Genomic DNA, 13,567 nt, shown 5'->3' on the forward strand with positions numbered 1-13,567 from the left:
TGTGGATAATCCTAACCAAAAGTGGGTAACGGACATCACGTATATTTGGGTGAAAGACAAATGGCTGTATTTGGCCACGGTCATGGACTTGTTCTCTCGTAGCATTATTGGCTGGTCGTTAGATTTAACGATGACTGAGCAATTAAACACTGATGCGCTCAACATGGCGTTTAACCGTCGGAATATAGCGCCTGGCTTGCTCATTCACTCAGACCGTGGAGTTCAGTATCGCGCAATTAAATATCAAGACTTAATACGCAGTAAGGGTGGTGTGGTGAGCATGAGTCGACGTGGTAACTGTTGGGATAATGCGGTGATGGAATCTTTCTATAGTCGCTTGAAAGTAGAGCTAATTTACGCTGAACAATACCGCTCGATTGATGAAGCTAGATCGGGTATATTTGAATATATTGAGGTTTTTTATAACCGATTACGTAGGCATTCAGCGTTGGGCTATGTCAGTCCGGCTGAATATGAGCGCATTGGCGCATAACCAGTGTCTACTTTTTATGGGTAACACCAGTGCAAAAGGAAGTCACGCATGAAAAACCCATCAACTTTATTAGTTGTTAACAACCTTCAAGAATCACTTCAGTTTTATACAAAATCTTTAGGCCTAGATTTAGTTGAAGAGCATTCTGATTGCATAAAGCTAAAAGCTGGCGACCATGAAGTAATTATGTTTCAAGGGACAATGGATTCAATTCAATATTCACATGGTTATAATGCTAATTCTACGTTATTGTTCACGGTTGATGATTTAGATAGCAAAATTAATCAACTAAAATCGCAAGGTGTAATTTTTGTTCATGAAACACCAAACCAAAACCGGTGGGGGCGTTATTCAGCCTTTAAAGATCCATCAGGTATTGTTCATGAGCTATTCGAGCTTTGCACCTAACAAGCGCTTCAAAACTATGTCACATTTTTTGCAAAGACACGCAAAAAGGTCACCACAATTTTTACCCGTTTAAGCGGGTGTTATATACCTAAGGAAAATCATGCACAGTATCAAGAGTCGTAGATTACGGAAAAAACTATATTTAGATGAATTTGCTATTTTAGGTTTTGAGTTCTCATGTACATTAAATGCAAAAAAATCAGATGAGTTTGATTCATTATTAAGCCAGTTGGTAGATTTTGTTGAAAGCCGTGAACTTTCTATGGGAGGTGGCGGAGACACTAAATTATTTAGTGCTTTTATCTGTTCAGATCATCGTTATACTTCTGCAACTGAAGACGATCGTGACTCTATTACAGCTTGGCTTGATAAACAGGAAGCCATAAATAATATCACGGTAGGTAAACTGGTTGATGCAAACTACGGTATATAACGAGCTGTTCAAGCCGGACAAAATACATTTGGCTGTTTTCGTTCCTCAACATTTTAGCCAACTAGATTTCGCCCCTTAACAGGGCGTTAAGTTACTAGGGAAATATGTGCGTAATTTTATAAATTTAAGTAAAAACAAGCAAATAGAGCTAAATGCTAAATTTCCTGATCTATTCAAAATTTATTGTTTAGATGAGACTCCTCACTATAAGAAAGTGGAAATAACTGTTTTTGACCACTGGTTAACTCTTGAAGAGTTTCAAAATGATCGCCCTGATAAAAATGAGCAGTTGCGCCGAAACAGGTTATTGCATGATTTTGCAAAGATTATGTCTAAAAATACTGAAATCTTGAATTTTAAGTTTAAAGGTAAATGGGATCGTTGTTGCCCGTCTTTTAGAAAGTTCAGCTGTCAAGAATCTATGGATAACTATTTACATCCTGCTGGTGATAATGACTCCTCAGATAAATTTTGCAGGTTAGTTTTACCCGAATTTTCTGCTGTATATTTTGAAAGCTGGGATTATACGAATATATTTTACATTCAAGATGATAAAATCATACCGAAAATCAAACAATGGGCTAGTGAATCAGGTGTTTATTGTTTGGAGTATTAGTAACTTAACAAACCATTAAAGCAGGACAAAAAATAGTTTGCTGTTTCGTTCCTCAACATTTTAGGCAACTAAATTTAGCCTCTTAATGGGGCGTTATCGATATAAAAACTAATCCGAAATCAGTTTTAGCCCGTTAGTGCTAATGTATTCTTTGTGGTAAAAGTGAGTCTTAGCTCGTAATCATGACCAACTAAAAACAGGTCATCGTTAAAAACTACTTGGTGGCATTAGTTGTCCCTTCATTGCAACCAAAAATGTAGGGTAATAGCAACAATGTTTACCTTAGTTTTATTTACCAATAACAGGTAAAAGAGATAGTTTTTTGTAAAGTGGCTTGGTGCATTAATAATTCATTTGAAATACTTTTATAGCTCAATAATGACAAACATATAACTAGACTAAACAATGCAGAAACATTTACAGACACTGATCAATTTATTGACTAAAAATGACCTTAAAGCTTTGCTTCAACATTACTTAGATTCAAATGGATCTGAGAACATCGTTCAGTTAGGTTTTATGTTTCAACAAGGACAAATAAAATCATTCGATTTTTATCAACAGCTAGCAACTAGTTTTATAGAAAATAAAGGCTTTTCCATTGGGCTTATCCCAAAAATAAAAACTAACAATACCTTAAGTTTTTTCACCCCCGCATTACAAATAGAAGGGAACTTCAGTAAAATAGATCACCAGAAGTGTAATGTTTTACATTATTTATTTACCAACAATCAATCAGTCAGTAGCATCCATCCGCCATTTAACTATGTACGATCTATGATGTTATTTGGAAGTAATGAAGCATTGCGCGATGGTCTATGCCAACGTAATCAACAAAATTTAACCCCTATTGAAGCTTATTTATTTACGAATAAAAACTTAACACCTTTAGCTAATCATGAACTTACTGCTTTTTTGGCACTAATAGAAATTGAACGTAAGCAACAAGAAGTAGATAAGGCTAACTACTCCTTTGTCATTCAAGAAGTGAGTGAATTATGTCGAAGTCAGGCTCAATTAACTAATGACGACCTACAGCGCATTATGCTCATAGCCACTTATTACATGACATCTATTAAACAGGTCTTCAGTGACATGCATTAAATATACTACCTGCTAGTGGTAGAGGTATGGTCGAGTTTTCAATACCTTTTGAATAATCATTTTCTAAATTCAGAATGGTTATAGTTCACGTATAGTATTAAACAGTCTGATTATTCTGTGCCTGATAAAGTGCTAATATCTTTGATAAAACTACTTAAAATTCATCCTAATTTAACCAAGGTTACTTAGCCGTGTATGGCTAGTTTGCTGAACAAGGAATAGTCTTTGAATCTTCAATTTTTAGCCTCTCTTGCAACCGTTTGTTTGTTATCTGCATGTACAGCTGGAAAGTTGTACTACACAGACGACTCAGGCCATCTTGTTTTAGCTTGTGATGTAGAGTTTGTCGGCTTACCAAGCGTAGATAAGTTTGCCGTTGAGTATGCCTTAAGTCTTTGCGCAAAAAGTGTGGTAAGAAAAGGGCACAAGTTAGGAAATGAGCAAAAGTATTTGTTAAAAATTGATACTTCTATTCCTGCTGCTCCTTGTGGTAAGTTCTGGGATCATGAACTTGCCAAAAATGAATACCAAGATGGTCAATTATCTAAAAGAGAATATGGCTATCTAGTTGCTCATATAGACTTAGGGTTGGCCGTTGTTGAGCAATGTTCACCGGACATGCAAATAAACCAAGACAAATAAGCCAAGAGAAATAAATCAGTAAAACAACAACACTATGCAAGGAGCATAAATGAGAATTCAAGCAGATGTAGGTACATTAGATATTTTAGGTCATTTAATATTTTGGTTTATTATCATTTTAATTACTTTTGGCATTGGAGCATTTTTTTTCGCGTACTCATTTTCTAAATTTATAATTAATCGGTCAGTCTTAATTGACGATCAAGGTGTCTCTAGACGAATGAGCTGTAATACAGATATGTTTGGAAATATTGGCCATGTAATACTCTGGATTATTATTTCAATAATAACCTTTGGTCTAGGCTATGCTTTCTACTTTTATAAAGTATGGAATTATTCATTAAACAATACCTCTATTGGCTAACATCTTAGCTTACCTGGTACTCAAACTGGATAATTACAGTTGCCTTGCGCTCGTACCTCAACATTTTAGCAACGATTACCAGCCAATTATTGGGCGCTTTTTTATTTAATATTATGTTTGTTGGAGTAGTTATTATTATATCTTGGCCATGTATTTTAAAACTGGAAGGTGATGATGAGCTTATATATTTAGCCTCTGAGCAGGAGCTCATCTCGCAGTGTGATGAATTAATTTTTAGTGATGATGATTACGTCATAGACTCTGCTGGTTTTAGCTATTTAATATCAGAGGAACTCGCGTTAATTAAATCTAAAAGGATATTAGCTGTAGGTGAGGTAACTGATTTGGTTCGTGCTAGCGAGTTTACCAAGGCGGAACTTTGCCTGACTAAAATTTATTTTATAACGGTATCAGCTGCTATTAAGTCTCAGTGTTGCTGACTTTTACTGCGTTTTATAGCTCACACTTTAGCCAACATTTTACCGCCTGTTAAGAGGCGTTATAACGCTGAATTAATTCAGCTTAAAAAAAAGGGACTTAAAATTGAAACAATCGATAGTGCACATAGCTATAGTCGTTAAAGAATATGATGAGGCTATTGATTTTTATGTCAATAAACTCAAGTTTGAGCTTATTGAAGACACCTACCAAGCAGAACAAGATAAACGTTGGGTTGTAGTTTCACCACCAGGCTCTAATGGTGTCACTCTATTATTAGCGCGTGCATCTAAGCCTGAGCAAAATGACTTTGTTGGCAATCAAGCTGGCGGCCGGGTATTCCTTTTCTTAAATACCGACGATTTTTGGCGTGATTATAATCGTATGATAGCTGATGGTATTAAATTTATCAGAGAGCCGAAAGAGCAAGACTACGGCACTGTGGCAGTATTTGAAGATCTTTACGGTAATTTATGGGATTTACTGCAATTAAACAGCAATCATCCAATGGCATTGAGATAGCTATAACCTAAAACGTAAAATTTATAGAGGATCCTCATCATCATAATGAGGGTCCACGTAAGGTCAGGTTATGCTGCTTGATCATGCTGTAGCTGTAAAAGCTTTCTGTACAAAAAGCTAAGCAGCCGATCAGTAACTATCTGCCGCGATTACCAGCAGTTAATAGCATCAACAAATACAACTACAACAACTAAAAGTTATAATCTAGTTGTATGCCATATACCGCTGGACGGTCAACAAAGCCATAAAAAGTATCAGTGCCAAAGGTACTACCCGACAAAGGGTTATTACCGACATAGGTCAATACTTCTGCATTGGTCATGTTTTTACCAAACAGCGCAATGTTCCACTTTTCACTCTCCAGGGCAATACGCATATCTACCTTGTTGTAACTGTCAACTTCATAAAGTGGATTTAAGTTTACATCAACATTCTGTTTTGCTGAGTGGTACAGACCGAGTGTGGTTCTGAAATATTCGAAGCCTAAGAATGAAATATCAGTGAAATAGTCAAAGCCAATGCTGGCGGTAATTTTCGGGGTAAATTGTCCAGACTTGCCGGTGTAATCACAAAGTTGGTTACCATCTGCACCCATATCGCCGTCAGGCACTTGTCGGCTATGACAGTTACCATTAGTGAAGTCGATATATTCATGGTCTAAATAAGCGATACCATATTGCATAGATAAACCATCGAGCAATATCCAGCGACCGTCAATTTCAACACCTTGCACCACGGTTTCTTTGGCATTACCAACATTAAAACCAAGCACGCCGTCAAATTGACTGACTTGTAAGTTGTCATATTCGGTGCGGTAAAAAGCTAGGTTGATTTCTAAAGTATCATCGAGTATTAATGACTTTAACCCCAGTTCGTAAGCCGTTGCTTCTTCTTCTTCAAACTCCCATGAATTAACGTTATTGGCTCTGGCGTCAAAACCACCCGCTTTAAAGCCAGTGGTGGCAGAAGCGTAAGCCATAATTTTATCATCAATTTTATAGCTTATATTAATGAGCGGAGTAAAAGAGTTTTCATCACGTGTACCTGTTAAGTTATGGCCTTGCGGTGATAAAGGGCTTTGTTCACTTTGAATACCAAACACTGCATCAAATAAAGCCGGCGCCATGGGATCTTGGGTAATATCGCCGGTGCTAATATCGGTAATATTCATTACTCGAGAAGATGTTTTCTCTTCGCTGGTAAAGCGTGCGCCCAAAGTAAGGGTTAAGTCTTCAGTGAAATGATAACGACCTTGAAAAAAGGCAGACCACATATCGGTATCTAACTGGTAGTTTCGACCCGCAGCTTGTCCGGTCATAGGCGCGAGAGCACCACCCGATACTAAACCTAAAACACTGTTGGTCGGTATGATGATATTGTCATCAAAGGCGAGTTCACTGGTTTGATAAAATAGCCCACCTAGCCAATCAAATTTTTCTCCAACCGGCGAAACTAATCTAATTTCTTGACTGAACTGCTGATACTCTTCATCAATAAATACTGAGAAGATAGGCGCCGCGGTATAGTCACAATCACAGCTTTCAACAAAATCGTATGAAACGAAGCCAGAAACCGAGGTGAGGGTGTAATCACCTAATGCGAAGTTAGCAGTTAAGGTGGCATTATTTAAGCTGTTGCTATTACTTTCTTCTGCGTCGGCTTGGCGCTGATAATTCAACTCACTTTCAGTTATTGCCTCAGGGTGACCTAAAATAGCTAATATTTCGCTGAATGTTGCACCAGGAATAGGATACCCGGCAAGCGCTGGTTCATCTTGAATTACTTCTATCTGTCTTCCGGTACCATCAAAGTCATCTCGCTCGACTTTAAAAAGGAAGTTCATGGTGTCGCTTGGCTCCCACAATAAACTTAAACGTACGGCGCTTTCGTCACGAATTGTCTCATTTCGGTCTTTATAGGTATTTTCAATATAGCCATCTTCTGAATAGTCTCTAACGGCTAGCCTTGCTGACAAGGTTTCCGTTAATGCTCCAGATATCATGCCGGTGACTTCTGTAGCACCAATGGTCGGTTGATACTGCAAGCCAAGGTGAATCTCGGTGTCTTGTGTTGGTTTAGCAGAAGATAAATTAAGGGCACCGGCAACAGAGTTTTTACCAAACATGATTGATTGCGGGCCTTTTAACACTTCAATCCTTTCTAAATCGAGAAAGGGCATGCGCAGTAGTTGTTGTCGGCCATAATGAATACCATCGATATACTGACCTACAGATTGTTCAAAGCCTTGGTTATTACCCGTGCCAATACCACGGATGAACATTTGTGTACTGATACCTGTTTCTGTCATATGTAAATTGGGTACGGAATATTGTAAGTCATCAATTTTTTCGATGCTTTTTTCTTTTATTTCATCGGCACTAAGTACGTTCATTGATATTGGTGTATCTTGTGCATTTTCCGATCTTTTTTGTGCTGTTACTTCAATAACTTCTAATACAACTTGCTCTTGTGCGCTCGCAGCGTTAATTGCTAAAGCACATGCACTCAGGGTGAATATGCTTTTTAATGCCATGTTTTTCATGTTATCTCACTTTTTTATTATAATTATTATTTACTGTTTCTATTAATAATATAAAGAGGAGTTATAGTGAAAATAAGGTTAAATGCGGTCAATTTGGGGTGTAAAACGGTCTATTTGATGGTTAACTGGTGACAACTAGCAACAAGTTGAATAACGATATGTTTTTAAAAGACAGTTTACCTGCTAACTTTTCTGGTCAAGTATTTGCACATAAACTTAACTTTATTTCGACCACCTTAGCTAAAGACGGTATTGATGTATCAAGTTTGTATAAAGACACAGGTATTGAACCGCATGGCTTAAAAGACCGTGAATACAAAATCCATAAAGAACAAATAATCACCTTTTATCGCAATGTTTTAGCACTGCAATTACCCAGTATTAGTTTATTATTGGGTGCCTCGATAAAACCTCAGGATTACGGTTTATATGGTTGCACGTTATTATGCTGTAAGGGCATACGTTCAACGTTAGAGTTTGCTATTCGTTATCATAATTTGGTCACTAAAACCGTCGATATGTCGCTGCACGATGATGAAAAGTCAGGGCAATCGTGTTTTCGATTTGAAGATCTGTTGTTTGCCAGTGATCTAGAAGAATTCAATATAGAGCTACAGTGTGTAATTGTGTTGTCTTTGGTGAGGGATTGTTTAAATAATGACAACTTTTCGTTTGATGCTTTAAGGTTTAGTTTTGACAAACCTAAACATCATCAAGACTATGAAGACTTTTTTCGCTGTCCAATAAGTTACGGTAATCGCCATAGTGAATTTGTTTTTAATAATGACAAATGGTCATTGGATACACCAAGTAGTAATCCTTTTGCTATGCCGCTATTACTTAGCCAATGTGATCTGGTATTAAAGTCAGTGGCGTTAAAAAATGACTTTCTAATCACCATAAATCAATGGATAGCCGAGAATATGCACAAGGAACTGTGTGCTGAAAATCTAGCGAGTGAATTATATCTAACGCCAAGAACGCTGCGTAGAAAACTATCGGAGCAGGGCACCAGTTTTACCGGCATAGTGAAAGAATTACGTTGTAGCGCGGCTAAAAAATTAATCACTGAGACACAATTAACCATTGAAGATATTGGCTGTGCTATTGGTTTTAATGATGTCTCAAATTTTAGAGCTGCCTTTAAGAAATGGACCGGGAGAACGCCTTCAAACCTCAGGCAAGTTAATACAAGTTCAGGCATGTAAATAAATCTATTTATTAAGGCAGTGTTAACAATACTTTATTTGATAGCTACTATACTAAATTTATGTTTAAAAGTTTGGTTAACCATATGAAAATAAGACTATTAATTACATTGTGTATTCTGTTGAGTGCTTGTTCATTTACCAATCATGAAAAGCTTGAGCCCTTGTATATTGGATTTATCGGAGACTATTCAAAGTTTGAAAGAATTGAAACTGATGATGGTCTAAAGTCATTTCGTTACGCCAGTGACCGAGTGCTGTCTGGATTTTACAGTAAAATTATTATCGACCCGGTTGAGTTTTACCCCGCTGAAGTTCATTCTGAGCAGATATCTGCAGAATTATTTGCCAAGACAAAAGCCTATATCAACGAAAATCTTGCTGAAGTGGCTGCCTTATCTTTAGAAGTTGTTGAAAAACCCCAAGCAGGCGCCTTGAGATTGACCCCTCGAATTTCCGCTATCAAAATCAGTCCGGGCGACGTTAAGATTAGAGAGCTTATTCCTGTTGGCTCGTTGATCGCGCTAGGTAAAGCGGCTGCAGGATATAGATATGAGAATGTTGATATTTATATGGAATTTAAAGCAACCGACAGCATGGACGGTGATTTTATTGGTGGTAGCGTTAAACAAGGTAAAGCGGGAGAAATATCAGGTTTTAATGAAGTAGTGACGTTTGACCATATCAAACCTCTTTTAGACATTTGGATTAAAGATGCTAAGGGTGTTTTTGAGAAACTTAAGCAGTTTAATGACAAAAATAGAACTAGCTTGATAGAGCGTTTGTAGAGTTAACTAGCAAGACTAAAAGAATAATAACCGTATTAATTACTGTCTATTGTTAGCAATCAAGGGCAGGGAAAAACGTGCGAGTCTCAACGAATACCATCTTTTCTACGGTTAAGTCTTTAATAAACCGGTGTAAAACTTAAGCAATCTGCTTGAATCTTTAAAAACAAACCCATACGATGACTTTCAGTTATATTGAAAATCAATATAACTGAAAGTTACATTACGAACAAAATACTGTTTTTGTATCTCATTATTTAATAGGCCTATTTATGCCCTTTATTATGACCAAATGGATAGTTTATGCTCAATAAAATGACTGGTGTAGAAAAAACAGGCTTTATCTTAGTTTTACTTATGGTGTTGTTACAGGGGGTTTATGGCCTTTTTGCTTATTTTGATCCGACAATCTTTGCTAGTTTAAGAGGAACAGAGCTCTTTTCAAATATGGATGCTGACTGGGTGAAAATATATGGCTCTCGTACGTTATTCATCACGTTAATTCTCGGTTACCTTTTATATACGCGCAATTATTTAATTCTAATGTGGAGTGCTCTGTTTGGTTTGGTGATGCCAATTACCGATGGTTTTCTTGCCTTTGAGGCGCAAGCGCCTATTAAAGTTGTCTTGAAGCATGTTGCTACAGGCGTATATTTATTAGTGATATTTTTGGTTTTAAAAAAAGTAGTTGCTAAAAAGACTTAGGAGAGCGCTTATGTTAGATAAACAAAATACCGGTCTTATTGTTATAGATATACAAGGAAAGCTGGCTCGCTTAGTCCATGATAGTGATGTGTTGATTGCCAATTGTGAAAAATTGATTAAAGGTGTTCAAGCACTTAGCTTGCCGATAATATGGCTTGAACAAAATCCAGAAAAACTTGGCCCTACTGTTGAGAACTTGGCGGCGATACTTGCTAACTACCAACCTATCGCTAAATTTACCTTTGATGCTTGTCTAGAGCCTAAGTTTATTGGAGCTGTGCAGGCAGAAAATGTTGATAGCTGGCTTGTTTGTGGCATCGAAGCGCATATTTGTGTATACCAGAGCGCACTGAATCTAAAAGAATTAGGCTACGATGTTCAGTTGGTTGGCGATTGCATTTCGTCACGCTCCCTCGATAATAAAACCCTCGCCATCAATAAACTACTCAATCATGGCATCGATACTACAAGCTTGGAAATGTGTTTATTCGAGTTAGTTAAAGATTGTCGAGCGACAGAGTTTAAAGAAATCTTGGGTTTAATTAAATAGTATTGCTCTACTTGCTACCTTGCGGGGGGAACATTGCTTGAGTCGTATTATGGGCTTATCAAAAGGTTGGTAATAACTACATCATTAATATTACAATGACGCCAATAATTTTGAGGCGAATATGAATATTAATAATGCAGAAAGAGATGCGCTCTATAAAGTGATTTTTTCACGTAGAGATGTACGAAAAGACTTTTTACCTACACCAATACCGGATGATGTATTGGCACGAATTCTTCAAGCTGGCCATCATGCGCCAAGTGTTGGCTTTATGCAGCCTTGGGATTTTGTCTTGGTTACTGAAGAAAACACTAAAAAGGCGCTTAAAAGAGGTTATGAGTCAGCCAGTATTGAATCAGCTCAGCAATTTTCTGAAGATAAAAGGGAAGAATATAAAAGCTTCAAGTTAGAAGGTATTCTCGAAGCACCCTTAGGTATATGTGTTACTTGTGATAGAGAAAGAAATGGTCCGGTCGTTATAGGCCGTACTATCAAGCATGAAATGGACCTTTACAGTACAGTGTGTGCCATTCAAAATATGTGGTTAGCGGCAAGAGCTGAAAATATTGGTTTAGGCTGGGTCAGTATCATCCATGATGATGTATTACGAGACACCTTGAATATACCTAGTAACATAGAAATAATCGGCTATTTATGTTTAGGTTATGTTTCAAAATTTAATGAAAAGCCTGAGTTGGAAGAGTTTGGTTGGTTGCCTAGAGAAGATATAAATCGACTTATCCATAAAGAAAAATGGTCAAATAAGGCGTAATACAGGAACAAGCGGGTTATATGTCGGACAGTTATCCTTTGCTAGTATGCACATTTAATACTTTATCTAAAGTAATACTGAGTCAGCTAAATTGGCCGTTTTCGTTTCTTAACAGGTGAATTAACAATTTTTGTCCGTTAAACTGGGCGCTTTATTTCAGGAGAAGTTAGAGTGAAAAAATATATAGTTTTAGCGTTAATGGTATTTTCGTCAGCTATTCAAGCCGAAGATACGGAAGTATTAAACGTCGACCGCTCAGTAGCAAATAATATTAATTTGTCTTTTCCTAATGATAATAATATTAAACCGAAATCGGGTGACTTTGAAATAGTTAACTATGTGCTAATGAGCAATGAAATGGGTGAACGCTGGAGCGTTATAACCCTAACAAATTTATCCTCGGGCAACCGCGATTTAGAGCAAGATCATTTAATGGCGCTCTTTGCTGACGGTAGCCGAAAAAGCCCGCTACAGTATAAATTAAACTTCAAAGGCAAAGAAACACAGTCCATCACTGTTTCGTTTGGAGAATACAAATTCCCCATATTGAGCATATATTCAAGTAATTAAAGATACAAAACCCCTTAACGGGAATCAGGTAGGTATTCAATGAAGATAATCTTAATTCGGCATGGAAAACCAACATCTGCAGATAACCCGAAATTTGGTGCTTTTGAGTATATTAAATGGATCAGGCGGTATAACTCTTCCGATGTTGCTCAGCATAGCCGCCCTGATAATATCAATGATAGCTATCAATCTTATTATGTCGTATCAAGTGATTTGAATAGAGCTATACACTCAGCAAATATTTACCTTAGCAAATCACCTGAGCAGATTGATAAAATTTATCGTGAAATGGCAATACCTAGATATAAATTGCCATTACAATTGAAAGCTTGGCATTGGGTTTACCTCTCAAGATTTCTTTGGATGCTTGGCTATAAAGGGCCATTTGAATCTTTTAAAGAAGCGAAGGAAAGAGCCGAGATTGCTGCCGACAAATTAATTGAAATTGCCCAAAGCCAAGACAAGATTGTATTGTTCGGTCATGGCTTTATGAACCGTTATATTAGAAAATCGCTAATCAATAAAGGTTGGCTGTTAAATGAAAAAAATAATGCTTATTGGGGGATTACCAGCCTCGAAAGCTAACAAACTCATATTTCATCGACATTAAAGTAATATAAAATAATAAAAGCTGCCATTCGCTATTATTGAAATACTTAAAAGAGCTAAAGTCATGACCACTGTTTTAATTGATAAAGTGAATTGATTACGCATATCAGCCTCCTAATGGTAAGCCCCTTAGGGATTAGCAAACCTAGTATTAAATGAGATGCATAAATTAAACCATAACTAAGTTTTAGTTAAGCAATCACTAATGCATCGTTAATGCTTACCTATGTTTTAATTAAACTTAGTTAAGGCATAAGTAAGTAATTAGTATAAGAATGAATAACAGACAGCTAACAGCCTGTTTCACTAAACATTTAAGCTAATTTTACTTGTCATAAGCAACAATTGCGTGAATACTAAAACAGTTTTAATTAAGGGCATGTAAAGTCACTTTATTTGCAGCTTATTATCAACTTCACTATGGCCAATATATGCCGAGTGTGAAGTTCATATCATTCGTTAAACTTCTTCTGGATACCTATTATGAATTTAGATAAATCAACAAAACGTATAGCAAAAAGAGTTAAAAAGGGCTTTCAAGGTTATCCACAAATATCACTGGCTTATTTTGGTGCCTCTGCTAATTGTGCGACCGAAGTCGTTGTTGGTTACACCGCTGAAGAAGGTGCTACAGTGCAAGAGCAGAAGTTTACTAGTAAGGCTGATGCACGAAAAGATGAGACTATTCAAACCACATTATTAAAAGTTATTGAACGAGCTGACGCCAAAACTGTAGTAGAAGTGGCTGGTGTAGCAATTATCTAATAATACTAGCGACAAGCTAAGCTGCTGTTACTTAGAAT

The 13,567-nt window shown here is 36.9% G+C and carries 18 protein-coding genes; 17 read left to right on the plus strand and 1 reads right to left on the minus strand.

Translation table 11 applies throughout. The features are described from left to right. The 9 genes from HRT55_RS15640 to HRT55_RS15680 form a co-directional block, all read left to right on the plus strand. A partial coding sequence (locus tag HRT55_RS15640) for an IS3 family transposase (protein WP_291622781.1) occupies positions 1-493 on the plus strand: 493 nt, incomplete at its 5' end. Between the two features lie 48 nt (positions 494-541). Further along, positions 542-901, plus strand: coding sequence for a VOC family protein (locus HRT55_RS15645; RefSeq protein ID WP_291622783.1), 360 nt, complete (start codon positions 542-544; stop codon positions 899-901). A 100-nt stretch (positions 902-1,001) separates the two neighbouring features. Then, entirely contained in the window at positions 1,002-1,334 is a 333-nt protein-coding gene (locus HRT55_RS15650; protein ID WP_291610405.1) for a YggL family protein, read from the plus strand. Between the two features lie 106 nt (positions 1,335-1,440). After that, positions 1,441-1,950 (plus strand): hypothetical protein, encoded by a 510-nt coding sequence (locus HRT55_RS15655; RefSeq protein WP_291622784.1) that lies wholly within the window; start codon positions 1,441-1,443, stop codon positions 1,948-1,950. A 405-nt stretch (positions 1,951-2,355) separates the two neighbouring features. Continuing rightward, complete coding sequence (locus tag HRT55_RS15660) at positions 2,356-3,054, plus strand: hypothetical protein (RefSeq protein ID WP_291622787.1); 699 nt, start codon at positions 2,356-2,358, stop codon at positions 3,052-3,054. A 225-nt stretch (positions 3,055-3,279) separates the two neighbouring features. Further along, the gene (locus HRT55_RS15665; RefSeq protein WP_291622789.1) at positions 3,280-3,696 is read left to right on the plus strand and encodes a hypothetical protein; all 417 of its coding nucleotides are present in this window, start codon (positions 3,280-3,282) and stop codon (positions 3,694-3,696) included. Between the two features lie 49 nt (positions 3,697-3,745). Beyond that, positions 3,746-4,060, plus strand: coding sequence for a DUF6693 family protein (locus HRT55_RS15670; protein ID WP_291610413.1), 315 nt, complete (start codon positions 3,746-3,748; stop codon positions 4,058-4,060). An 89-nt stretch (positions 4,061-4,149) separates the two neighbouring features. Beyond that, positions 4,150-4,500: a DUF4144 family protein gene (locus tag HRT55_RS15675; RefSeq protein WP_291622791.1), complete on the plus strand. Its 351-nt coding sequence runs from the start codon at positions 4,150-4,152 to the stop codon at positions 4,498-4,500. Between the two features lie 103 nt (positions 4,501-4,603). Beyond that, complete coding sequence (locus HRT55_RS15680) at positions 4,604-5,020, plus strand: VOC family protein (protein ID WP_291622793.1); 417 nt, start codon at positions 4,604-4,606, stop codon at positions 5,018-5,020. Between the two features lie 190 nt (positions 5,021-5,210). On the opposite strand, the gene HRT55_RS15685 is transcribed toward HRT55_RS15680, so the two are convergent. Continuing rightward, entirely contained in the window at positions 5,211-7,562 is a 2,352-nt protein-coding gene (locus HRT55_RS15685) for a TonB-dependent receptor (protein ID WP_291622795.1), read from the minus strand. Between the two features lie 128 nt (positions 7,563-7,690). Here HRT55_RS15685 and HRT55_RS15690 point away from each other — a divergent pair, with 128 nt between their 5' ends. The 8 genes from HRT55_RS15690 (at position 7,691) to HRT55_RS15725 (ending at position 13,529) form a co-directional block, all read left to right on the plus strand. Next, positions 7,691-8,770, plus strand: coding sequence for an AraC family transcriptional regulator (locus tag HRT55_RS15690; protein ID WP_291622796.1), 1,080 nt, complete (start codon positions 7,691-7,693; stop codon positions 8,768-8,770). Between the two features lie 86 nt (positions 8,771-8,856). After that, the gene (locus HRT55_RS15695) at positions 8,857-9,558 is read left to right on the plus strand and encodes a DUF3313 domain-containing protein (protein WP_291622797.1); all 702 of its coding nucleotides are present in this window, start codon (positions 8,857-8,859) and stop codon (positions 9,556-9,558) included. 303 nt (positions 9,559-9,861) lie between these two features. Beyond that, complete coding sequence (locus HRT55_RS15700; protein ID WP_291622798.1) at positions 9,862-10,263, plus strand: DUF4267 domain-containing protein; 402 nt, start codon at positions 9,862-9,864, stop codon at positions 10,261-10,263. A gap of 10 nt (positions 10,264-10,273) precedes the next feature. Next, positions 10,274-10,813: an isochorismatase family protein gene (locus HRT55_RS15705; protein ID WP_291622799.1), complete on the plus strand. Its 540-nt coding sequence runs from the start codon at positions 10,274-10,276 to the stop codon at positions 10,811-10,813. Positions 10,814-10,934: 121 nt separating this feature from the next. Continuing rightward, positions 10,935-11,585, plus strand: a complete 651-nt coding sequence (gene bluB, locus HRT55_RS15710; RefSeq protein ID WP_291622800.1) for a 5,6-dimethylbenzimidazole synthase — start codon at positions 10,935-10,937, stop codon at positions 11,583-11,585. A 171-nt stretch (positions 11,586-11,756) separates the two neighbouring features. Beyond that, positions 11,757-12,155 (plus strand): hypothetical protein, encoded by a 399-nt coding sequence (locus HRT55_RS15715; protein ID WP_291622801.1) that lies wholly within the window; start codon positions 11,757-11,759, stop codon positions 12,153-12,155. Positions 12,156-12,194: 39 nt separating this feature from the next. Beyond that, positions 12,195-12,740, plus strand: coding sequence for a histidine phosphatase family protein (locus HRT55_RS15720; RefSeq protein WP_291622802.1), 546 nt, complete (start codon positions 12,195-12,197; stop codon positions 12,738-12,740). A 507-nt stretch (positions 12,741-13,247) separates the two neighbouring features. After that, a complete protein-coding gene (locus HRT55_RS15725) occupies positions 13,248-13,529 on the plus strand; it encodes a hypothetical protein (protein ID WP_291622803.1) in 282 nt (93 codons plus the stop codon). The last annotated feature ends 38 nt before the right edge of the window (positions 13,530-13,567 follow it).

This window comes from Colwellia sp. (assembly GCF_013214175.1).
In the GTDB taxonomy this organism is placed as follows: domain Bacteria; phylum Pseudomonadota; class Gammaproteobacteria; order Enterobacterales; family Alteromonadaceae; genus Colwellia.